Below are 23,273 nucleotides of genomic sequence, written 5' to 3' on the forward strand. Positions count from 1 at the left end.
AGGGTTTTTTATAGTAAATATTTGGTTCTGATTGGACTGGTAACGAAAAGCTCTATTGAAATTCCTGCTGTACATGGTATTGTTGTAGTAGTGGAGGTTGATAGTTATGAGCTATATAGTAATAGATCTAGAGTTTAATGGAAGAAAGCATTATGATATTTATCCAATGGAAATTATTGAAATAGGTGCAGTAAAGCTGGACCGTCATTTAAATATTGTAGACACATTCCAAAGCTATGTGAATCCAAATTTTGAGTTGAACCGGTTTGCTTTGAAATTTTGCGGTATTGAGAAAGAGACTTTGCATGCGAGTCCATCGTATCAGGAAGTGATTAGCCGTTTTATAACGTTTTGTGGTGAAGATTATAAGATGTTTGCATGGGGCGGCAGCGATTTCTTTAATCTATTCGTAGATTGCAAGGTAAATAAAATTAATAACGAATGGCTTGGCCAGCTGATCGATTTGACACAATTTTTTGACGGGGGTTTACAGCAGGCTTTGGAAGCCCACGAACTGACACCAATCGGACAACATCATTCTGCTCTTGACGATGCCTTAAATGCTGCACAGCTTGTAAAATTGAAGCCGGAAGTAGTAGCATCGGAACAATATTTTGCACCAAATGAGTTTAAAATATGTACAGGCGGTATCAAGAAGTGGATTGCGTTATCGCATGATCATGCTGTTAAAATTGGTAATAAGCTAACTTGGGAGCAATTTACGAATAATGAAAAAACTAAGGCCTATTTTAGAGTGATGAATTTGACTGTCTCAGAGATTGCCATGGTTGAAACCTTATTTCACAAATATGGCTCTCAGAAGTTTGGACGTAAATACAATAAGCTGCAGCTTGCCTAACGATTAGGAGCTGCGGCTTTTTTTTTGATGTGATTGGAGACGATTGTCTTAATATTCCACTCTGTATAGGTTATAATAATAATTAACTTCAATCGACAGCACACATTTCGTAAATCCGTTAATCAATACGTAGGAGGGATTCAAGTATTATGGAAAAACGTCAATTTGGTAAAACCGGTTATGAATTCCCTATTTTAAGCTTCGGCGCTCAACGAATTGTCGATGAGCATAACTGTACAGAGGACGAGGCCATACAAATTGTTAACCGCGCTATTGATGAAGGTATTACTTATTTTGACACTGCACCTACTTATTCCAAAGGTCAATCGGAGGAACGTCTCGGCAAGGCATTAGGTGACCGTCGTGATCAAGTATGGATTGCTACAAAAACCGGTGATCGCACCAGAGACGGCTCTTGGAGAAAGCTTGAAGAGAGTCTTAAAAGACTTAAAACAGACCACGTAGAGGAATGGAGACTTCACGCGGTAGGCACAATGGATGAGCTGGATCAAATATTTGCTGAAGACGGGGCGCTCAAAGCACTTATTGAAGCTAAAGAGCAGGGTATTATTAAGTATTTAAGTATTAGCGGCCATACTAACCCGCAGGTTCAATTGGAAGCTATTAATCGATTCCCATTCGACAGTGCACTTGTAGCCTTGTCCGCGGCAGATCATTTCATATACAGCTTTGCACATGAATTTCTACCCAAGGCCAATGAAAAGGGAGTAGCTGTTATCGGTATGAAGCTGCTGGGTCTAGGTCGGCTCGCTGACTGGTATGAGCAATCCATTAGATATACATTCAGCTTGCCTGTATCCACATCCATAATTGGCATTTCATCCATGGAAGAGCTGGAGAAAAATTTGGCCGTAGCCCGGAATTTCAAGCCTATGTCGGATGTGGAATTGCTGACCTTCTTGAAGGAAATTATGCATATGTGTACCCCGGAGATATTACGCTGGAAAGCAAAGGACTGGAATAACAAAGAAGAATGGGCGGTTCGATAATCGACTGCGATTGCATTACCAAGAGGAGCAGCGGCTGCATTATGAGCCGGATGCTCCTTATTTTCTGTGCTGGGAGACTAAAACCATCCTTTTTCGAGAAAAGATAGGATAATAGGGGGATAGCTCATCCATACTATTCTAAAGTCGTAATATTGCTTACAGCGGATATTCGGGGAGTGAGACCTGATATGAATAATGCAGCTTTATTAGAGGGGCCAAAGAAACGCAAATTACTGGTCAGTGTTGGTCTAAGCTGGCTATTTGATGCCATGGATGTGGGTATTATCTCATTCATAGTTGCAGCGCTAGCTGTAGAATGGAAATTAGGAGCAGAACAGATCGGTTTTTTGACTGCGATAAACTCGGTTGGAATGGCTGTAGGGGCAGTGGTGGCAGGGTCGTTAGCCGATCGGTACGGACGACGGTCGGTATTACTCTGGACCCTGCTTATTTTCTCCGCTTCAAGCGGGCTATCCGCGCTGGCTGCGAGCTTCGGCGTATTATGCGTGCTGCGCTTCTTTACCGGGTTCGGCCTCGGTGGCGAGCTGCCGGTGGCTTCAACGCTTGTTTCCGAGTCAGTTCCTATCGAGGAGAGAGGGCGTACTGTCGTGCTGCTAGAAAGCTTCTGGGCAGCAGGCTGGATTCTTGCGGCTTTGATAGCTTATTTCGTTATTCCTGCATATGGCTGGAGAACCGCCTTTGTTATCGGGGCTTTACCCGCTCTATACGCTTTGTACCTTAGGAAAACCGTTAAGGATTCTCCTCGCTATATGGAGCAGTCGCATGTAAAGCTGACGTTTAGAGAACGTGTAGCTTCCGTATGGTCTGTTAAGTATCGCAAATCCACAATTACACTATGGATTCTATGGTTCACCGTAGTATTCTCCTACTATGGCATGTTCTTGTGGCTGCCGACCGTTATGGTGCTGAAGGGGTTCACCCTTGTCAAAGGCTTTCAATATGTACTTATTATGACTCTGGCACAGCTCCCTGGCTATTTTACGGCGGCTTACTTTATCGAGAAATTCGGGCGCAAATTTGTACTCGTCACGTATTTATTGCTGACAGCGGTAAGTGCGATCTGGTTCGGTAGTGCGGAAACTGTATTAATGCTGATTGCGGCAGGGATTAGCCTCTCCTTTTTTAATCTGGGGGCATGGGGGGCGATGTATGCCTATACACCAGAGTTATACCCAACCGCGGTACGTTCTACCGGAGTGGGGCTTGCAGCTTCCTTCGGACGCCTTGGCGGGGTTATCGGTCCTTACCTTGTAGGGATTCTGGTAGCACGGGAAGCCGCAATAGTTTCGATATTTATTATATTTTTCGTGGCAATCGTTATTGGAGCTCTTGCTGTGTTATTCTTCGGCAATGAAACCAAAGGTACGGACGTCGGTTGAATTAGTAATTAGTAATGCTGGAAGGTCTAGCAATGAATACATAGTTATATTAAATCAAATAATAATTCGGATGCATGGACAAACATCTTAACATCTTAACTATTAAAGGAGATTAACTATGTCTAATGTCAAATTAGCAATCGTTTATTACAGCTCAACAGGGACCAACTACCAATTAGCGCAATGGGCTGCAGAAGGCGGTAAAGCAGCAGGGGCAGAGGTCAAAGTGGTGAAAGCTCAAGAACTGGCGCCTCAGGCGGCTATTGACAGCAACCCGGCTTGGAAAGCACATGTGGAAGCAACAAAGGATGTACCGGTAGCTTCACCAAACGATCTGGATTGGGCGGATGCTATTATTCTCAGCGTTCCTACCCGCTTTGGCAATATGCCTTCGCAGATGAAGCAATTTATTGATACAACAGGCGGGCTGTGGGCCCAAGGTAAATTAGTCAACAAAGTGGTAAGCTCGATGTCCAGTGCCGGCAATCCTCATGGCGGTCAAGAAGCAACCATACTTGCACTCAATACTACCTTTTATCATTGGGGAGCAATAATTGCAGCGCCCGGGTACACGGATCCAGTTCTCTACGGTGCTGGAGGGAACCCATACGGGACCAGCGTAACGGTTGAACAAAATGGCTCTATGCGGGAGCAAGTGAAGGAAGCGGTTATTCATCAGGCCAAGCGGACGGTAACGGTGGCCGGATGGGTGAAAAAAGGGCTTGAGGGTTAAAATTCAGGTAGGAGAGATGGCCTAACAGGTTCTTCTCTTTCTCCACATATAAATATTTAACGCACTCCATGATCAAGGGGGATTTTTATAAGGATGCGGCGAAGCTGCGCTGCGACGAGCCTTGGAGGAAAAACGAGCCTTGAAGGATTTTGTACGGAACGGAGAGTTCCGTTATTCCATCAGTTGGCTCTAATCTAAGGAGATAGCGGAAGTGGGAATTCCGTTATGCAGGCCGAATTGGACATTTATGCACAAAAACAGAGCAATAACGGAACTAGCGCTTCCGTTATTGCTCTGTTTTTTGGGCTCTCCAGGTAATAGAGGAAGAACTACTTCCGCATTGCCCTTCGCTTCCGTGGATGAGGTGCTGGCGGGTTGTATAGGGTCATATGCAGGTGATCTCTTCTTATGGGATCCTGCAAAGGTGTTCATTGCTATGAATAGCGGCTTGAATAGCGACATAGGGAAGTAAAGAAGCGTCAACACAAAGTAGAACAAAAGAGGGAATAGGTGTGGAGTGTGAGCATCCGCCCTGGTCGTCGCCTCAAGCGACTGCTCGGGTATGCAACCTACCCTTTGAAGCTCGTATTCCTCCCGCTGCAAGCATTCTATGCAAAGAAACATGACTTCAACAGCGGCCGAAATTCCATACCCTCATCCAACGCACAAACGAAGATTACATCAAGGACCTGGCATCGGCCAGCTTTTCTTATTGAATGAGTGAAAACGGTACATAATACGACGATTTGGTGATATTCAAACGAGAGTCTATGCCTTATACTTAGGCTGCCCAATTGTAGCATTTTTACCTAACTACCTTCAGCCAGTCGAGAGGAGCTGCATGAATTATGAAATCATTCCAAATTAGCTCTTATATTCCGTTAAAAAATAAATTATTCCTGCGCATCTTGCTTTACTTTTTATCATTTCTTTTGCCTATTCTTATTATCGGATCGTTTTTGTATATTCATTTCCATGACCAGGCAAAGGATGATTTTAAACAAAAAATTCAACTCAACCTTCAAGCCTCCGCAGATTTTATTGACGTATATCTTCTGACAGCACAACGGAGCAGCCTTAGCTTTTATTCGGATAAAAATGTGATGTCTTATTTACTCCCTTACAAGCTCTATGCCCCTGCCGATAAAGTGAATTTGCCGAATATTCCTTATACATTAGCCCGTATTTCCAATAACATCGGTGAGTTGATTGATAATATTTTTGTTTTTGTCGATGATGAAAAGGTTTATACGAAGGATGGCCTGGAAAATTTCAATTATTTCTTTAATAGCATTTATCAGTTTGCCGCTTACGATCAAAGCTTTTGGAGAAGTAAAATCAGCACGGATAAATATTTGGAGCAATTGAATCCGTCTAAGGTAACAGTCACTAATTCTATGGAAAAAACCGCGATCCCATTTGTGTTTGCCAGAACGGTCAATGGTCATCAAGCGGCCATGGTAATGACCGTATCTGTAGAAAGAATTGCCCAGACGATCCAAAACAACGGTGGCTTTTCATCCACTCATTATCTTATTTTCGATAGCAGCAATGATATCATTTGGACCAGCATTAAAGATCTGGACCCTTGGAAAAGCAGCATAGAAGAATTTACAAAGGAGCAGATCAACAGCGGAGAGCTTCGTATTGACGGCAATAAGTATGTGTTAACCAATGTAAAGTCAGGTACCTACGGATGGACCTATTATGCGGTCACGCCTTATGCCGAGTTTACGGATCAATCCACGCAAATTTTCGCGACAGTTGCTTCGATATGTGTCATTTTATTAATTGCAGGTTGTGTATTGTCATTTGTTTTTGCTTATAATCTTTACAGCCCGATCCAAAAAATACGCGATATTTTAATGCAGGATGGATATGAAAGCGATTACACTAATCGTCCGCTAAAGAAGGGTAATGAGCTAGAGTGGATCGGGATGGGAATCCATCAAATCATAGAAAAAAACAACACATTTAAAAAGAAGCTGGATATTTTCTCCACAGACTATCTCGATTATGTGCTGCTTAACGCAGTTCTTGGGACCAAGCCGGTTAATGAACAGGAGCTATCCAAGCTTTTGAAGGAGGATCTGCAGTTTAGGAAGGATTCTTTTGTATGCTGTAAAGTGACATTTTCGTATAAACCGGCGTTTTATGAAGAGATCCAGGATGTGGAAAGGCTGCTTATTATTAATAAAATCAAAAAAATTATCGAGGGTTTTATTGCCCAATATGTGCCGGCCTATATTCTTGAATCAAAACAAAATGTATTCATATGTTTGGTCAATATCGATGAGAGCGAAGGGCTGGATGAGTTGAAAAGCGCCATGCTGAGCATAGTGCAAACCTTCCGGCAAGATTCCAGGTATTGCAGCATTCATATCGGTATCGGTAAAATCTACGCGGGTTTAAGTGGTATTGCAAAGTCTTTTCAAGATGCGGCAACGGCGCTGGAGCATGCGGATACACGGCAAGATTTTCTTATTACGGAGTTGACTGATATGTCCAAAGAGAGAACTAACTACTCCTATAAAGCAGATCAGCTTGTATCGACTATTGTAACTTATATTGAGGAGAATTACGGGCAAGATCTTTATTTGGAAAAAATAGCGGAGCAAATGGGTGTCTCCTCCAAGTACATATCGAAGGTGTTTAAAGAAAAGAAAGGCATTAATCTGACCGACTATATAAGCTTAATCCGAATTACGAAAGCGAAGGAAATTTTAATGAACACCGACCGGAACATTAGTGATATTTCGGAGCAAGTGGGAATTTACAGCAGAACGACTTTCATTCGATTGTTTAAGAAATTCGAGGGCTTGCCTCCCAATGAATTCAGGAAAACTAAGGGCTACAAGCCGGAAGCGGAAGAATGAAACAAGGGCGGAAAGCTGAAACAAATGCAGCACGTTCCCAAAATGGAACAAACGAAGCGCGGAATGGACGTTTATTTAAGCGCTTATGCCGTGATACAAATAGAACAGCTTAAGAGAAAGGAGGTTTTGGTATTAAACAGACCGGCTATATGGGTGAAAGAAAAAAATTAATACTGCAAAGCAAATACCTTTATCTGATGTTGATTCTCCCCATGGTGTACTTTGTGATCTTTAAATACGGTCCATTGTTCGGGCTGTTAATAGCATTTAAAGAGTACAATGTGTTTCAAGGCATTTGGAAAAGCGAATGGGCGGGCATCAAATATTTTCAGCAATTTTTAGCGGATCCTTATTTCTGGACTCTGGTGCGAAATACGGTTCTCATGAATGTCTACCTGATCTTTTTCTTTTTTCCGGCTCCTGTTCTACTAGCACTATTATTGAATGAAATGAAAAGCAAGCTGTTCAAGAAATTTGTGCAGACGGTCAGCTATTTGCCGCATTTTCTATCGACAGTCGTTATCTGCGGGATGATTATTAATTTCTTAACCAATGAAGGCTTGATTAACCGCATCATTGCCGGTCTTGGTTATGAGCCGATCCAGTTTTTGATGCAGCCCGGCTGGTTCAGGACGATCTATGTCAGCTCTGAGATATGGCAAGGGGTGGGTTGGGGCGCTATTATTTATTTGGCCGCACTTACATCCATTGATCCGCAGCTGTATGAGGCGGCTACAATGGACGGTGCGAACCGCTGGAAGCAAATGCTGCATGTGACGCTTCCCGGCATAGCGCCTGTAATTACAATCATGTTCTTACTGAACTTAGGCAACATCATGTCAATTGGTTATGAAAAAATTCTGTTGTTGTACACAGGGCCAACTTATGAAACAGCTGATGTTATATCGACCTTCGTGTACCGCAGGGGCCTTGTCGGCAGTGATTTCAGCTTTGCTACAGCGGTTGAATTTTTCCAATCGATCCTTGTTTTATGCTTTGTGGTCACTGCGAATACCATTGCAAGAAAAGTTAGCCAAACCAGCCTATGGTAGAAATGAGAGTGGCGTTGTGAGAACTAACAAAGGCATCGGCCCTTGGCTTTTTGACGGGTTCAATTATTTGCTCTTATCGGTGCTTGTAATAGTGACTTTGTATCCGATTTATTACATGGCGATTATATCTGTGAGCGACGGTTTACTGGTATCTCGGGGGGATGTGAGGTTTTTCCCCGCCGGTTTCAATTGGGAAGCTTACAAAACAGTGCTCGAGGATCCTGCGATCATCCGCTCCTACGGAAACACATTCGTCTATACGTTTCTTGGAACGCTGATTAATGTTGGATTGACAGCTCTTTGTGCGTATCCCTTATCCAGAAATAAGCTGTATGGGAAATCGGTTTTTACCTTTCTAATCATCTTAACGATGTTCTTTCATGGCGGCATTATCCCGAACTATTTGGTTGTAAACAATTTGGGCTTGCTCGATTCGATGTGGTCAATCCTGCTGCCTCCGGCGATTAATGTATGGTATATGATCATGATGCGCACCTTTTTCTCAGGAATTCCTAATGAGCTTCATGAATCCGCTTTCATTGATGGAGCTAATGATGTGCACATTTTCCTGCGTATCGTATTACCGCTCTCGATGCCTGTATTGGCTACCATGACGATGTTTTATGCAGTGTGGCATTGGAACAGCTTCTTCCCGGCGATGATCTATCTCAATGATCAAAAGCTGTTTCCGGTACAAATCATTATGCGCAAAATTGTTGTAGCAGGACAGATGGGCAATCAGAGCATGGCCGCCAGTGGCTCGGAAATGACTGTTCTGGTCTCTGCAGAGAACATCAAATATGCTGTCATTATTATTACGATCTTTCCAATATTGGCCATCTATCCGTTTATCCAGAAATATTTTGTAAAAGGGGTTATGGTGGGGTCTTTAAAGGGATAACGATGCTTCAATTGCGATTGGAAAAATAGGAAACGGAGTGAAATATATGGCCGCTAAACAGAAAAAAGTGATCTCCTTAATTTCAAGCATGGTGTTAACCGGGGCCGCGTTAATAGGCTGCAGCACGCAAGGTACGCCCCCCGCAGGGTCGCAAAAAGCGGAAGGACCCGGACAGAAAAGTGCCGAAACCAAAACTCCGAGCGGCGGCAAGCTGTTCGACCAGCCCATGACCTTAAAGGTTATGCTGCCCGATGGTGCGTCCCAGCCTATCGTAACAGATTCTCCTGCTATACAAGAAATATTCAAGAAGACGAATGTCAAAATCGAGCTTCAGCCTTCCCCTGACACGAATTATGCGGAAAAGGTGCAAACCTTGCTCGCAACCAATAATATTCCGGAAATTATCCGTATTCCCAAAACGAATTTCTTAGACGCGGCTCCTTTGGCTAAAGCGGGTATGTTTGTTGCTGTCACAGACTATTTGGACGTTGCTCCCAACTTTAAGAAGGTGATGGAGCAAAATCCCGAGATCAAAAAATTGATGGTGGATGGAAAGCTGTACGGATTCCCGGTTATGGGGAAATGGAAGGTGCGTTACGGTCAACTGCCTCTCATCCGTGATGACCTGCTTAAAAAGCTTAATTTGCAGGCTCCTACTACATTCGAAGAGCTGTACCAAGTGCTGAAAAAATTTAAGGAAGCCTATCCCGAAACTTATCCTATTACTTTCCGGAATGGAATTGCGAACTTTTTACCTTATATGGCTTATACGCTTGGCTCAGGGTATCCGACTTACTATGATCCGGACGTTAACGGAGGCAAGTATGTATACGGGCCGGCTCACTCCGCTGATTTCAAACCGGTGTTGACCTATTTGAACAAGCTGTACAGCGAGAAGCTGCTGGATCCGGATTATGCGGTGAATACAGGTCAAACATGGCAGGAGAAATTAAGCTCCGGAAAGTCTCTATTCTACTATGATAACAATACCTTTGGGCTCACTTTTACTAAGGCTCTGCAGGCCAAAGATCCTCAGGCTAAATTCGAGCAAATCCGCATTCTGAAAAACGATAAAGGGCAGACGCGAAACTACGAGTATCCGAAGGATTGGTGGCATATGTTTGCTATCAGCTCCAAAGTGAAGGATCCGAAGGCCGTTGTGAAATTTATGGACTGGATGTACAGCGATGAGGGAGTTATGGTAACCAACTTCGGCATAGAAGGCGAGCATTACAAGATGGACAACGGCAAGCCTGTCGTTCTGGACAGTGTCCTGCAAAAATTTACGGATAAAAAAGACCCGTTCCATGCCATGCAGTCAGCTCTGGGTACCGGATTGTTAGCTTTTGCAACCTATGTGGACGAAAAACCGCTGATTGCTATTTCGCCGCCGGAATTGGATAAATGGAGTAAATTGATGGATCAGGATAAGGGATATTTTCAAAATATAATGGATCCGCCTTTTAACAAAGAAGAGATGGATAAATTGAAGCAGCTGAAAACTCAGGTGGATACACTGGTTCAGCAGGAAATGGATAAGTTCATCATGGGCACAAGAAAGCTCAGTGAATATGATGATTTTGCCAAGCAGCTGGAAAGCAAGGGCGCTTTGGAAATTGAGAAAATTTACAATGATGCCAACGCACGATTGAAATAAATAGGGAGAAGAGATGAGACCGGATGATTATCGATCATATTAACAATGCTTCGCTGTATTACGGGTTGAACGGGAAATTTGCTGCAGCGTTTCAATATTTACAAGAGCATGCGCTGAATGAAATGGATCCCGGTAAATACGAGATTCAAGGCTCTGAGTTATTTCTTATGATTCAGAGCTACGACACGAGAAGACAGGAGGAGGGCTTCTGGGAAGCGCATCGCAGTTATATCGATATCCAGATTATGCTTGAAGGTACGGAGAGGATGGGATATGCCTATGCTGGTCACTTGGTTACTACAGAAGACCATCTGGACGAGAAGGACTACAAGGTACTGGAGGGCGACGGAGACTTCGTGGATGTTAAGGAGCATTGCTTTGTAATCTTTTATCCCGATGATGCCCACATGCCTTGTCTGGCTGCCGCTTACGGTTCGGCTCCTGTAAAAAAAGCAGTTTTTAAAGTGAAAATTTAATGCTAAAAGTTCAATGGCTGACTTTTGGAATAGCCCTTATAAGGAGATGAAAGGATGAACAGCACTGAATTATTGGCCCATCTGAAAGACGGGGGCAGAGCTTACGGGACGTTGATAATATCAACGTCTCCCCGTTGGCCGGCTGAGGTGAAGAAGCTGGGCTTGGATTTCGTGTTTCTGGATACCGAGCATATGTCCATGGACAGGGATCAGCTTTCCTGGATGTGCCGTACGTATGGAGCCCTCGGAATGGCACCGATCGTCCGGATTCCGTATCCGGATCCCCATCAAGCAACCATCGCGTTGGATGCCGGTGCCGAGGGTATTGTAGCACCTTATGTAGAAACGGTGGAGCAAGTACAGGCTTTGCGAGGGGCAGTGAAAATGAGGCCGCTTAAAGGTCGGAAGCTGCAGAACATTTTGGACGGTACAGAAGCAGCTGAGCCGGTTCTCGCTGAATATTTAGAAGAATACAACCGTAAGCATATATTGATCGTGAACATAGAAAGCCAGCCTGCATTGGATGTACTTGACGATATTCTTGCAGTTCCTGGGCTGGACGCCGTACTTATCGGTCCGCATGATCTTTCCTGCAGCCTTGGCGTACCAGAGCAGTACCGGCATCCTGTGTTCGTGCAGGCAGTGGAAACGATTATTAAGAAAGCCCGTGCAGCTGGTGTTGCCGCAGGCATCCATTATTTTTTCGGAGTCGATCAGGAGATCGGATGGGGCAAGGATGGGATGAATCTGTTCATTCATGCTTCTGATATGACGGCTTTTATGGAGAGTATGTCCCGTGATTTGTTGACGATCAAAGAAGGACTCGGGGATAAAACAATGGATACCACTAACAGAATCCATATATAAACCTTAACTTATAAAAGGATAGCAGGAGGATGCGAAATGAAACCGGATCAAGAGGCAGTTAAAATAAGATTGGATACATGGGACTTTTCGGATGCTGTACTTTTAGTGCCGGAAGGGCTTGAGGGTGCAGAGGCTAAAGCAATAACCATGTTAATTGAAGAAACGGAGAAAAGAACTGGGATTGCTTTAGCTGTGACGCATGAATTGCCTGCTGACAATCAACCTGTTATTGTTGCAGGGACGGAAGCTTCCTTACAGGATATGGTTAAGGACTATTCGGTAGAGCTTGAGAAATTGTCCCTTCCAGGGAAAGAAGGGTACAGGCTGCTTGGATTTAAGGACGAAAGAAGGGTCGTACTGATCGTGGGCGCAGATTCGAGGGGGATGCTTTATGGGATTGGCAAATTTCTGCGTAAATCAAGCTTGACGAAGCAGTCGCTGCAGGTACCTGCGAACCTATCCATATCCAGTACACCACGTCAATCCTGCAGAGGTCATCAGCTGGGCTATCGTCCCAAAACGAATGCTTATGATGCTTGGTCATCAGCCCAATTTGAACAATATATTCGGGAATTAGCGATATTCGGCGCAAACAGCATCGAAATAATGCCTCCCAGGACGGATGACGATGCGACCGGACCACTAATGCAGGAGGACCCATTGAAAATGATGATCCGCTTATCGGAAATCATCGATTCTTACGGTCTCGACACCTGGGTATGGTATCCTAACATGGCTGAGAATTATGCGGATCCGGCAACGATTCGTGAGGAGCTGCTGGAACGTGAGGAGATTTTCAGCAAGGTTCCCCATATTCATGCTGTGTTTATTCCGGGGAGTGACCCGGGGGAGCTCGAGCCGGATCTCTTGTTCGAATGGGCTGCACAAGTAGCGGAGCTGCTTCAGAAATATCATCCTGAAGCCAAGTTATGGATTTCGCCCCAGGTGATGTCGCATGAACCAGCGAAATGGCTGGAAGGCTTCCTTGCTAACGTGGACAAAGAACCGGAATGGTTGGGAGGATTAGTTTTCGGTCCTCATGTGGATATTACATTGCCGGATTTGCGCCGTCGCATTCCGGACAAATATCCAATACGCCGCTATGAAGATATTACTCATAATTTCCATTGTCAATATCCTGTTGTCAATTGGGATTTGGCGTTTGCGCTAACTTTGGGGAGAGAGAGTATTAATCCGCGCCCACTGGCGGAGAAGCATATTCATAACCTGCTCGAATCCTATGCTATTGGTAATATTTCATATTCCGAAGGCATTAACGATGATGTGAATAAATTTATATGGAGTGATCAGGACTGGGATTCGAAGACGGAGGCTGTAGAAACATTACGCGATTTTGCCCGCTTCTTTATATCGGATGCGTACACAGAGGGGATTGCACAAGGCTTGCTAGCTCTGGAGAAAAACTGGGAGGGTCCATTAGCGGTCAATGAAGGTGTAGATCAAACTTTAAATCAATGGCGGATGATGGAGCAGTCGGCTCCTCCGGAAGTTTTGAACAATTACCGTTTCCAAATGGGGCTTCTCCGCGCTTATTATGATGCTTACATAAAACGCCGGCTAATCTACGAAACGGAGCTGGAGTTGGAGGCGATGGATGCATTGAAATCGGCTCCTTCTCTAGGCGCAATTGTTGCGCTGGAACAGGCGGAAGCTGCCTTATTACGCGCGAAGACCCATCCTGTCGCCGAGTCCTATCGGCAGCGCTGCTGGGAACTGGCTGACGAGCTGTTCAAAAACATCGGAGCACAGTTATCCGTAATCAAGCATCAGGCAATAGCCTTAGGCCGCGGTGCGTTTATGGATGCTATCGATTTTCCGCTGAATGATTCGAGATGGCTATCTGCTCAAAATGCTATTATCCGGGAAATGGATAACGAACAGTATAGGCTGAATGCTATTGATCAAATTGTGAATCGTACCAATCCGGGGCCTGGCGGTTATTATGACAATTTAGGCTCCTATAAGGGATGGCAGAGGGTCGATAAGGGCAAAGGCTGGGAGAATGATCCGGGCTATCTCGAATCCCCGCGAATGGCTCCTGGAATTTATTTGCTGCAAACCGAACGGGAGATCGATAAGAGCGCTATTCCTCCGATAGCATCAACACGCCATGTCAATACGTTGGCCGATACACAGTTGACGCTTCAATATGACCACCTGGATCCTGGATCATCTTACACTGTGAAGGTTACTTACGTTGGGGATACCGCAAGTGAATTATCGCGGGATTACAAGGTAACGCTTAGCGCACAAGCTGGAAGCGCCTTACACGAAAATGTGCTGGTCAAACAAGGCGAGTGCACGCAAATTGAATCGCCAATTCCTCAGGAGGCTTTTGCTGATGGGAAGCTTAAGCTAACTTTTAAAAGAGTCAGCGGTTTCAAACGTTTGAATGTGTCCGAGATCTGGATTATCCGTAATGGGGCATCATGAATACCGAGTGCATAATAGTGTCGTACCTGAAGAGTTCAATGCTACAGGGTATTCATAAAAACTAGGAGGTAACACATGAGTACAACTCTCGTCCTTTATGAGGATGGGAGTTTTTTTGTTAAGCCTTCTTGAAACTATCACAGTAGTCTGGTTGGGAAATGAGTCAAAAACACTAACTGTATTTTTATTTCCAAAATATGCAATACCGGATATAATCATTTGAAAGGGCCAAGGGATAGCAATAATCCAAAAAAATCGATTGAGGGGTGGCTTCATAATGGTTAATAATGTTAATCTTATTGAATTTGTAAAGCCTTTTTACGAAAAAAAGGATATTATGCATGACTTGTCTCATATTGATAGAATGATAAACTCCGCCCAACGTCTGTTAATGCATTACCCTGAAATAACGGATCATGAATTAATCAAGTATGGTTGTTATTTTCATGGTTTTATTTATTTGGAGGAGCAGTTGATTAGAGATTATTTATACCAGCAAGGGTTAAAGGAGCCTTATGTAGAGAAAATTATCCGGATTTCCTGGGAATCCCAGAAGGATGAGGTTCCCGAATCATTGGAAGGCAAATTATTGCATGATGCTCATATGATTGAAGGCGGCAAAACGTATTTAATCGTCAAATCCTTATGTACAGGTACTGCCAGAGGCCAAAGCTTAGAGCAAACACTGGAATATTTTGAAACCAACGTTCTCGGAAAAGGTGCATGCTATCTGCCTGAAGCTCAGCCTCTATACAAGGAAATGCAGCAATTTGCGAGGGATTTCATTAACGATTTACGGCAAGGACTACATGGAGTATAGTGGGTACTTGATCCCAATTAATTTCAAAACGGAAAGAGTGATCGGGTTTGCTTAAATTATTTTTTTCTTACTACCGACCTTATAAGAAGCTGTTTTTTTTGGATTTTACATGTGCTGTTGTTGCCGGTCTTCTGGAGCTGGGATTTCCGCTTGCTGTTCACCAATTTGTTGACAAGCTGCTGCCGAGTAAAGACTGGTCGTTAATAATGTGGGCTTGCGCGGGGCTGCTTGCGGTTTATATTTTGAATACCGTGCTGCAGTTTGTTGTAACTTATTGGGGACATATGCTGGGTATAAATATCGAGACGGATATGCGCAAGAAATTGTTCGAGCATATTCAGAAGCTATCGTTCCGTTTCTTCGATAATAATAAAACCGGTCATTTGATTTCCAGAATCACCAATGACCTGAATGAAATTGGGGAAATTGCTCATCATGGACCCGAAGATATTTTTATTGCGATTATGACTTTGGTTGGCGCTTTTATCCTAATGCTCTTTATTAATTGGAAGCTGGCTATCCTTACGTTCCTGATCATTCCGTTTATGGCTTGGCTGGCGATTTTCTTCAGTCGCAAAATGACGACGACTTACCGCCGTTTGTTCGGGGATGTTGCTGATTTTAATGCGCGTGTTGAGGATAATGTTGGAGGGATTCGCGTTGTGCAATCTTTTGCCAATGAAGAATATGAGAAGGAATTGTTTGCGATCAACAACAAGCGGTTTCGCGAAACAAAGCTGCTTGCCTATAAAATTATGGCTAAAAGCATGTCCGTCAGTTATATGATGATGCGCTTGGTATCGATGTTCGTCATGATTTGTGGGACATGGTTTGTTATTCAGGGCGAGCTGAGCTATGGTGGTTTTGTTGGGTTCCTGCTTTTGTCCAATGTTTTCTTCCGTCCGATTGAGAAAATTAATGCCGTTATTGAGAGTTATCCCAAAGGTATTGCAGGCTTCAAAAGATATGTGGAGATCCTTCATACAGAACCGGATGTGTCTGATGCTCCGAATGCAATCGAAGTCAAGAAATTAAACGGGGATATTCGGTTCAACTCGGTTACTTTTGGCTATGAAGCCGATAAGAAAATTATAAGCAATATTGATCTTTCCATTCGAGCTGGAGAAACGGTTGCTTTCGTAGGGCCGTCGGGTGCGGGTAAAACTACGATATGCAGCTTGCTGCCGCGCTTTTATGAAGTCAACAGCGGAAGCATTCTGATAGATGGCATTGATATTCGAAACATGACTTTAACCTCACTGCGCAGACAGATTGGCATCGTCCAGCAGGATGTTTTTCTATTCTCAGGTACCATTAAAGAAAATATCTCCTATGGCAAGCTGGATGCATCCGACGCAGAAATCTGGGACGCAGCTAAAAGAGCACAATTGGAGGATTTCATTAAACAGCAGCCTCAAGGAATGGAAACGGTTATAGGAGAGCGTGGGGTCAAGCTGTCAGGAGGTCAAAAGCAGCGTCTCGCGATAGCACGGATGTTTCTGAAAAATCCGCCGATATTAATTTTGGACGAAGCAACTTCAGCGCTTGATACAGAGACAGAAGCAGCGATTCAACAATCGCTCGCCCAGCTTTCAACTGGCAGAACTACCCTAGTTATTGCACATAGACTTGCAACTATTAAGAATGCAGACCGGATAGTAGTTGTTACGGAAAAAGGAGTTACCGAGCAGGGCAGGCATCAGGAGCTTATTGCAGCAGGCGGAGTGTACAGTCGGCTTCACAAAGCCCAATTTGGGTCCTGATGAACGGAATTATATAATTTGTTAAACTGTTGCAAAGTGCCTTCATTTTGGAGGTGCTTTTATTTTTGTAATCAAAACTTTATAATGAGTGTATCAAAATGCAACGAGGTATAAATGATGAAAATACATGCATTAGTAATAGCGCCCTATAAGGGTTTAATCGAACTTACATCAAGCTTGAAGGAAGAGTTGCAAGATTTCCGGATATCCATGTTGCAAGGGGATCTATCCGAGGTGCTGCCGATGGTCACGCAGATTGAAGAGGGAAAATATGATGTAATTATTAGCCGCGGTGGAACTGCAAGGCTTTTGCGCCAGCATGTCAGCATTCCGGTTATTGATATTCAAGTCTCTGGTTATGATATTATGCGGATTATTACGTTGGTAAAGGATACCCAATCCAAAGTGGAAATGATCGGATTTCCTAACATTATCGATGGATTTATTGCTGTATCGCGTATTATGGATATCCAGATTCAGCATACCGTTATCGAACATGAGAATGAAGCAGGAAGAGCGTTGGTTAAAGCTAAGGAAACAGGCGTCAGCATGGTGCTGGGAGATACGATAACAGTAAGAATGGCGCAGGAGCTTGGTCTTGAAGGTGTGCTCATCACTTCGGGAAAGGAATCTGTGCTGGAGGCTTTCGCACAAGCCCGGTATATGCAGACCATCGTCAAAAGGTACCAGCAGAAATGTTCGCTGTATGAACAACTGCTGAATAATCTGGACACAGGCTTTGCTGTTTTTGACGAAAATAACATGTTTCAATATGGAAATAATACGTTCTTCTCGCAATGGGGCATATCCCCGGAACATTCAAAAGGAGAGCTTCGCGAACAAAATCCTAACATCACTCGTTTACTCGATTGTTTGAAACAAGGAGTAGTGTTTGATGAGGTTATTACGATTTGCGAACCTTTACAGCCTTTTGTATTGAGTGCGGGTCCGTCTACGACAGAATCAGGGCCGGGTTTTTACATGAAAACGAACTCTCGTCCTTCAATGGATAGTGAACTGAAAGTAAGCTTTTCTATGGGGGACATGCTTAGTTATCCGCTTCTTTTATCACGTGACAATGCTGCAAACACTAGCTCTGAGGGAATAGGCAAAGAACATGGCGATTTTCCAATAGCCTTATATGGTGAGAAAGGCACAGGCAAACGGCTGTGGAGTTTAACTCGGATACAAAGCGATCAGCCGGTTAGAAACAAGCTTTTCATTGAAATAGAGCTGTTGAAATCGGGCAAGCGCTCTGTGGAGGGACTTCAAAATATATTGATGCAGGTGGACGAATCGATTGTACTGTACTTGAATGGGATAGAAAACATCGAGCTTGTTCATCAAAAATCGTTAGCAGCGTGGATAATGGCTTCACAGGCCCAAGTAATCTTGTCCTTCGCACAGAATCCGGCCGTCTTATTAGGTGAGGGAAGCTTGGAACCAGCCCTGTATGAGATTATTAAAGACAAAGCTTTATTCTTTCCCCCACTTCGTGAAAGGAGCGAGGATCTGGAGACGCTGATCCGGTCCTTTATAGCTAAATCAAATGAGACGACTGGCAAGCAGATTGTAGGCATGAGGACTTCTGTGTTGAATGCGCTGCTACAGCAGCCTTGGACAGGCAATCTCATTGAGCTTAAAGAAACGATAGATTGGCTCGTTCAAATCTCAGATGGAGATTTTATTGAGGAGGAAGCTTTACATCTATTGGCAGCTCAGAAAATTAAACCTGTTGTTAATGGTACGGATACACAAGAGAATAGCAATAAAATCAATCTTAATCAAACACTTGAGGAGATAGAGCGGGATATTATTCTAGTTATTATGGAGGAAGAGGAGATGAATCAATCCAAAGCAGCAAAGCGTCTCGGGATTAACCGGTCAACTTTATGGCGGAAGCTGAAACAAACTGAAAGTTAAAGCTAGCAATTTTATGAAATGGATCACTTAATTATGCAACACACATCACTAAGTTATTACATTAAAAATTAACTGTTGCAAAATAATATATAATATACTACATTTTAGAGGGAGTAATGAAAAACAAGTGAGTTTTGAGGTGATGTGTTGAAAATTGCAATAATTGCCGATGATTTGACAGGAGCCAATGATACGGGAGTGCAATTGGCGCGCCGTGGTTTGAAGACATCTGTACTACTCAAGTTGGATGAGACCGCGGCAATAAGTGATGCTGGGTTAGAAGCGATTGTTATTGATACAGATAGCAGAGCCGCTAGTCAAGAAGAAGCTTACAATGAGGTCCGAGCAGCTTCTGAGTATATCAGGCGTCGTGGTTGTAAAATTATTTATAAAAAAATGGATTCAACGCTAAGAGGTAATATTGGTGCAGAGCTTAATGCTGTTTATGATGCACTTGCCCCTGATTTGATCATTATTGCACCGGCCTTTCCACAAAGCGGTCGATTGGTTAGAGAGGGCATCCTTTATGTGAATGGTAAACCTGTTCATGAAACAGCTGCAGGAAGGGATCCAAAAACACCAGTGAGCGAATCCCATATCCCGACGCTGCTCGATTCACAAACAGGCCGGGCAATTGGACTTGTCGATTACAAGGATATAGCTAAAGGCAGCGACCATATGCAGCAGAAGCTCAGTCTATTTTATGACCAGCAAATTCGTTATGTAGTATTCGACACCACTTCAGATGCGGATTTGAAAGCTATCGCGAATTGTTTAGAGCAAACCCGTTATCATGTAGTTTGGGCCGGGTCTGCCGGCTTAGCCAATTATGTGCCGTTCCTCAAGGCAGAGGTCCCTTCAATGAGTATTGACCAAAATGATGAGCTTGCTGCGAATCCGAATCATTCGGTACTACTGGTTGTCGGCAGCGTGAACGAACAGTCCAGAAAGCAGCTGAATTTCCTGTTGGAACATCATGATTCCATTAAGGCGGTCGAGCTTCAATCCCATACTGCGGTTGAAGGAAGCGCGAAGAAAGAGATGGAGGTTGCGCGAATCTGTGCGGAGGCGGAGCAAGCCCTGCGGGAAGGCATGGATGTGGTGCTGTTCAGCTCAGGTGATAAGGCAGACATCAATCAGGCTAATCAAGTGGGCAGAGGTTTGGGTCTGAATCCTACCGCTGTTAGTCAGCGGGTTGCGGATACATTGGGCGAAGCAGCGGTTTACCTGATGAATCACTGCCCACTGCAAGGTGTTGTTATGACTGGAGGAGATACAGCCAAGCAAGTATGCTTGCATTGGGGCGCTTTACGATTTGAATTGCTGGATGAGGTAGAAAGTGGTGTGCCCAAAGGGCTGTTGATTGGCAGCAATTCGAGCATTCATGCGATAACAAAAGCAGGCGGGTTTGGTACAGAGCAGGTGCTGCTTCATGCAATTGAACATTTACGACAGGGGGATACAATTGGATGATTAAACCGATCATTGGAATTACGATGGGAGATGGGGCGGGTGTTGGCCCTGAGATTATTGTGAAGGCGCTTCAGCATCAGTCCTTATATGATATTTGTAAGCCGGTAGTAATAGGCGACACTAAAATGATAGAGAAAGCTATTCGAATCGTCAATAGCAGTGCTATTGTTAGGGTTGTTGATAATGTTTCGGAAGCGCGATATGAGTATGGAGTCATAGAGGTAGTTGATTTGGATTTGCTGCCGACGGACTTGGTTTTCGGACAGGTACAGGCTGCGGCGGGTAATGCTGCTTTCCATTATTTGGCCAAAGCTATAGAGTTAGCCTTAGGCAATCAGATTGCTGCAATATGCACCGCTCCACTAAACAAGGAAGCACTGCATAAGGGGGGGCATCTATATCCGGGTCATACGGAGATATTGGCCAGCCTGACGGATACTGAGGATTATTCGATGATGCTGTATACACCCAATTTGAAAGTCATTCATTTGACCACTCATGTAGGTTTATTGAAGGCTATCGAAATGATCAATCCAGAAAGAACGTATAAGGTCGTAAAGCTTGCCCACGACACATTAGTCCGGGCGGGAATGTCAGCACCGCGTATCGCTGTTTGTGGTATTAACCCTCATGCAGGCGAAAATGGATTATTCGGAAATGGCGAAGAAGAAGAGAAGCTTATTCCCGGGATTAAACGCGCAGAAGCGGAAGGCATTTGTGTGACGGGACCTTATCCGGCAGATACTTTGTTCTATCGCGCTGGCCGAGGTGACTTTGATATGGTGGTGGCGTGTTATCATGATCAGGGCCATGCGCCGGTGAAGGTGCTTGGTATTGAATCAGGAGTCAACATTACCGCGGGACTTAAAGGAGGCGTTATCAGGACCTCCGTAGATCACGGTACGGCTTTTGATATAGCAGGTCTCAATAAAGCGGATGAACAAAGCTTGTTAACTGCGATTCGGGTGGCGGCCGAGATGGCACCTAAACCAAGTGTGGACAAACCGCTTCTAGGATAACGGGGTGAAACAATGAAAACGTATCAATTTCAGACGGCTGGAAAAGTTGTTGTGGGCAGCCACTCATCGCAGCAGACAGTATCTTATGTAAGGGAAACTATCGGTACCGTTAAGTCTGCATTCATTATTTCCCAGCCTTCTATTCTGAAATCAGGCTTTTTGGACAACTTGGTACATGACTTGAAGCAGGCGGGCATTGGCTCTCAATTGTTTACAAGCATAAAGCCTGAGCCGACAGAGGCACAATTAACTGGGATTTATAATCAATTTTCTGAAGAAAGCTTCGACGTATTGATTGGGGTTGGCGGGGGCAGCGTGCTGGATGCAACTAAACTGCTTTCCGTAATGTTCACAAACTCAAGTGGAATTCGCGATATGTTAGGGGCAGATTTGGTTGGTCAAGCCGGTATTCCGATGGTGCTCATTCCTACGACCTCGGGCACAGGCTCCGAGGTTACACCGAACGCCATTGTCACGCTTCCGGAGGAAGAGTTGAAGCTGGCGGTGGTCAGCAGACATCTGTATCCGCAGCTTGTGCTTTTGGATCCCGTGCTGACATTAAGTTTGCCGCCCTCGATCACTGCTGCTACCGGAATGGATGCTTATACGCATGCACTTGAATCCTATATCTCGAATAAAGCTAATCCGATTAGCGATATGTTCGCTCTTGAGTCTATTCGTCTTATTTCTGAGAGTTTGGTGCAGGCTTATGAGAATGGCCATTCACTTGTGGCCCGTGAAAGCATGCTGCTAGGCTCCATGTATGGAGGGATGGCGTTAGCCTCCTCGGGAACTGCAGCAGTGCATGCACTTGCATACCCATTGGGCGGCAAGTTCGGGATCACTCATGGAGTGGCCAACTCCATGCTGTTAACACATGTTATGGAATACAATATGGATTCCATTCAAGACCGTCTGGCAGTTGTTGCTTCAGCAATGAAACTGCCTGAGGCTTTGGAGCCGTCGAGCTCCAGGGCGGCGGAAGCGGTTGTTGCGCGTATCGCCGAATGGACGCGTGTGCTTAATATCCCGCAAAATTTGCGGGATTACGGAGTGCAAGAGGAGCATATCGATTCTCTGACACTCGCTGCGTCTAAAGTGACTCGTCTTTTAAATAATAATCCCAAGCCTCTTGGACTGGATGATATTAGTGGGCTGTATCGCAAATTATTGGCTGCTCCTTGCTGAGATAATAACCGTCACGCATGTAAGGTACGATAACTGAGTCGGGTTTGGGCGGCCTTTGGAGCGCTATAAGGCGCTCGGGATTTGCGCGCGCTGGAAAGGCTGGAAGCGGATTTCTGGTTTCTGTTGTTGAATTGAATAATATCATTTTTATAGTAAATAAATGGCAGGAACCCATGTGGAACTGGTTATCACATTTAAGAAATAGTGCCGACAGTCCTTTTTGATCAGCAAGCTTTGATATCTTGGGGGTAAGCCCTTGCTTACTCCCTTCATAACTTTTTCTCGACATCACACGAGAACTGAGTCACCGGTTACTCGTGACATTAAACGTTCTAAAGCTACTCTCAAACTTAAATCCATAACTCAAGCTCCAATTCAATCTAAACTCTAATCCAAACTCAAACATACTCAAACATACTCAAAATCCAAAACTCAAGCCCCATACACAAATCCAATTTTAAATTCCAAAACTCAAACCCCCAAACACAAATCCAATTCAAATTCCAAAACTCAAACCCCAAACACAAATCCAATTCAAATTCCAAAACTCAAGCCCCAAACACAAATCCAAATTCAATCTAAATTCAAATTCAAATTCAAACCCAACCCAACCCAACCCAACCCAACCCAACTATTCCAACCTCAAACCCCAACCGGGTGATTGACGGGACTGAAAAAAAGGATTAGCTGGAATTTCTCAGGCTGTCGAGAAAGTCTCGGCAGTCTTTTTTTTCTTTAATATAATTCACTAATTCACCGCGTTAATTTGATATAATATAGTAAATAAGTTGGAAAGTGGTGA

Annotated in this window: 18 protein-coding genes; all 18 read left to right on the top strand. The window is 44.2% G+C overall.

Annotated features, from left to right (window positions below; genetic code table 11):
* The first annotated feature begins 106 nt into the window (after positions 1 to 106).
* The 18 genes from ACFQ0C_RS23885 (at position 107) to ACFQ0C_RS23970 (ending at position 22,471) form a co-directional block, all read left to right on the top strand.
* A complete protein-coding gene (locus ACFQ0C_RS23885) occupies positions 107 to 859 on the top strand; it encodes a 3'-5' exonuclease (RefSeq protein WP_379370273.1) in 753 nt (250 codons plus the stop codon).
* Positions 860 to 1,008: 149 nt separating this feature from the next.
* Entirely contained in the window at positions 1,009 to 1,869 is an 861-nt protein-coding gene (locus ACFQ0C_RS23890) for an aldo/keto reductase (RefSeq protein ID WP_379370275.1), read from the top strand.
* A gap of 188 nt (positions 1,870 to 2,057) precedes the next feature.
* Positions 2,058 to 3,269, top strand: coding sequence for an MFS transporter (locus ACFQ0C_RS23895; protein ID WP_379370277.1), 1,212 nt, complete (start codon positions 2,058 to 2,060; stop codon positions 3,267 to 3,269).
* Between the two features lie 118 nt (positions 3,270 to 3,387).
* Positions 3,388 to 4,002 carry an NAD(P)H:quinone oxidoreductase gene (gene wrbA, locus ACFQ0C_RS23900; RefSeq protein WP_379370279.1) on the top strand — a complete coding sequence of 205 codons (615 nt, stop codon included), beginning with the start codon at positions 3,388 to 3,390 and terminating at the stop codon, positions 4,000 to 4,002.
* Between the two features lie 211 nt (positions 4,003 to 4,213).
* Positions 4,214 to 4,474 carry a hypothetical protein gene (locus ACFQ0C_RS23905; protein ID WP_379370281.1) on the top strand — a complete coding sequence of 87 codons (261 nt, stop codon included), beginning with the start codon at positions 4,214 to 4,216 and terminating at the stop codon, positions 4,472 to 4,474.
* Positions 4,475 to 4,850: 376 nt separating this feature from the next.
* Positions 4,851 to 6,878: a helix-turn-helix domain-containing protein gene (locus tag ACFQ0C_RS23910; protein WP_379370283.1), complete on the top strand. Its 2,028-nt coding sequence runs from the start codon at positions 4,851 to 4,853 to the stop codon at positions 6,876 to 6,878.
* Positions 6,879 to 7,027: 149 nt separating this feature from the next.
* The gene (locus tag ACFQ0C_RS23915; RefSeq protein WP_258213294.1) at positions 7,028 to 7,930 is read left to right on the top strand and encodes an ABC transporter permease; all 903 of its coding nucleotides are present in this window, start codon (positions 7,028 to 7,030) and stop codon (positions 7,928 to 7,930) included.
* Between the two features lie 16 nt (positions 7,931 to 7,946).
* Positions 7,947 to 8,831: a carbohydrate ABC transporter permease gene (locus ACFQ0C_RS23920; protein WP_379370285.1), complete on the top strand. Its 885-nt coding sequence runs from the start codon at positions 7,947 to 7,949 to the stop codon at positions 8,829 to 8,831.
* A gap of 46 nt (positions 8,832 to 8,877) precedes the next feature.
* Positions 8,878 to 10,488 carry an extracellular solute-binding protein gene (locus ACFQ0C_RS23925; protein WP_379370287.1) on the top strand — a complete coding sequence of 537 codons (1,611 nt, stop codon included), beginning with the start codon at positions 8,878 to 8,880 and terminating at the stop codon, positions 10,486 to 10,488.
* A 23-nt stretch (positions 10,489 to 10,511) separates the two neighbouring features.
* Entirely contained in the window at positions 10,512 to 10,964 is a 453-nt protein-coding gene (locus tag ACFQ0C_RS23930; RefSeq protein WP_379370289.1) for a NanQ anomerase/TabA/YiaL family protein, read from the top strand.
* A gap of 54 nt (positions 10,965 to 11,018) precedes the next feature.
* Positions 11,019 to 11,831, top strand: coding sequence for an HpcH/HpaI aldolase family protein (locus ACFQ0C_RS23935; protein ID WP_379370291.1), 813 nt, complete (start codon positions 11,019 to 11,021; stop codon positions 11,829 to 11,831).
* A 36-nt stretch (positions 11,832 to 11,867) separates the two neighbouring features.
* Entirely contained in the window at positions 11,868 to 14,285 is a 2,418-nt protein-coding gene (locus ACFQ0C_RS23940) for a hypothetical protein (RefSeq protein ID WP_379370293.1), read from the top strand.
* A 277-nt stretch (positions 14,286 to 14,562) separates the two neighbouring features.
* Complete coding sequence (locus ACFQ0C_RS23945) at positions 14,563 to 15,105, top strand: HD domain-containing protein (protein WP_379370295.1); 543 nt, start codon at positions 14,563 to 14,565, stop codon at positions 15,103 to 15,105.
* A 47-nt stretch (positions 15,106 to 15,152) separates the two neighbouring features.
* On the top strand, positions 15,153 to 16,868 hold the full coding sequence (locus ACFQ0C_RS23950) for an ABC transporter ATP-binding protein (protein WP_379370297.1): 1,716 nt from the start codon (positions 15,153 to 15,155) through the stop codon (positions 16,866 to 16,868).
* Between the two features lie 114 nt (positions 16,869 to 16,982).
* On the top strand, positions 16,983 to 18,791 hold the full coding sequence (locus tag ACFQ0C_RS23955; protein WP_379370300.1) for a PrpR N-terminal domain-containing protein: 1,809 nt from the start codon (positions 16,983 to 16,985) through the stop codon (positions 18,789 to 18,791).
* A 147-nt stretch (positions 18,792 to 18,938) separates the two neighbouring features.
* Complete coding sequence (locus ACFQ0C_RS23960; RefSeq protein ID WP_379370302.1) at positions 18,939 to 20,264, top strand: four-carbon acid sugar kinase family protein; 1,326 nt, start codon at positions 18,939 to 18,941, stop codon at positions 20,262 to 20,264.
* Positions 20,264 to 21,283 (top strand): 4-hydroxythreonine-4-phosphate dehydrogenase PdxA, encoded by a 1,020-nt coding sequence (pdxA, locus tag ACFQ0C_RS23965; protein WP_379370318.1) that lies wholly within the window; start codon positions 20,264 to 20,266, stop codon positions 21,281 to 21,283. The genes ACFQ0C_RS23960 and pdxA overlap by 1 nt, the downstream gene beginning before the upstream one ends.
* Positions 21,284 to 21,295: 12 nt before the next feature.
* On the top strand, positions 21,296 to 22,471 hold the full coding sequence (locus ACFQ0C_RS23970) for an iron-containing alcohol dehydrogenase (protein WP_379370304.1): 1,176 nt from the start codon (positions 21,296 to 21,298) through the stop codon (positions 22,469 to 22,471).
* Positions 22,472 to 23,273 lie beyond the last annotated feature (802 nt).

The organism is Paenibacillus sp. GCM10027630 (assembly GCF_042676305.1).
Lineage (GTDB): Bacteria > Bacillota > Bacilli > Paenibacillales > NBRC-103111 > Paenibacillus_S.

What these genes read in the sequence shown, in the direction of transcription:
- ACFQ0C_RS23885 (WP_379370273.1), top strand. Translation starts at nt 107, where the DNA reads ATGAGCTATATAGTAATAGATCTAGAGTTTAATGGAAGAAAGCATTAT.
- ACFQ0C_RS23890 (WP_379370275.1), top strand. Translation starts at nt 1,009, where the DNA reads ATGGAAAAACGTCAATTTGGTAAAACCGGTTATGAATTCCCTATTTTA.
- ACFQ0C_RS23895 (WP_379370277.1), top strand. Translation starts at nt 2,058, where the DNA reads ATGAATAATGCAGCTTTATTAGAGGGGCCAAAGAAACGCAAATTACTG.
- wrbA (WP_379370279.1), top strand. Translation starts at nt 3,388, where the DNA reads ATGTCTAATGTCAAATTAGCAATCGTTTATTACAGCTCAACAGGGACC.
- ACFQ0C_RS23910 (WP_379370283.1), top strand. Translation starts at nt 4,851, where the DNA reads ATGAAATCATTCCAAATTAGCTCTTATATTCCGTTAAAAAATAAATTA.
- ACFQ0C_RS23915 (WP_258213294.1), top strand. Translation starts at nt 7,028, where the DNA reads ATGGGTGAAAGAAAAAAATTAATACTGCAAAGCAAATACCTTTATCTG.
- ACFQ0C_RS23925 (WP_379370287.1), top strand. Translation starts at nt 8,878, where the DNA reads ATGGCCGCTAAACAGAAAAAAGTGATCTCCTTAATTTCAAGCATGGTG.
- ACFQ0C_RS23930 (WP_379370289.1), top strand. Translation starts at nt 10,512, where the DNA reads ATGATTATCGATCATATTAACAATGCTTCGCTGTATTACGGGTTGAAC.
- ACFQ0C_RS23935 (WP_379370291.1), top strand. Translation starts at nt 11,019, where the DNA reads ATGAACAGCACTGAATTATTGGCCCATCTGAAAGACGGGGGCAGAGCT.
- ACFQ0C_RS23940 (WP_379370293.1), top strand. Translation starts at nt 11,868, where the DNA reads ATGAAACCGGATCAAGAGGCAGTTAAAATAAGATTGGATACATGGGAC.
- ACFQ0C_RS23945 (WP_379370295.1), top strand. Translation starts at nt 14,563, where the DNA reads ATGGTTAATAATGTTAATCTTATTGAATTTGTAAAGCCTTTTTACGAA.
- ACFQ0C_RS23955 (WP_379370300.1), top strand. Translation starts at nt 16,983, where the DNA reads ATGATGAAAATACATGCATTAGTAATAGCGCCCTATAAGGGTTTAATC.
- ACFQ0C_RS23970 (WP_379370304.1), top strand. Translation starts at nt 21,296, where the DNA reads ATGAAAACGTATCAATTTCAGACGGCTGGAAAAGTTGTTGTGGGCAGC.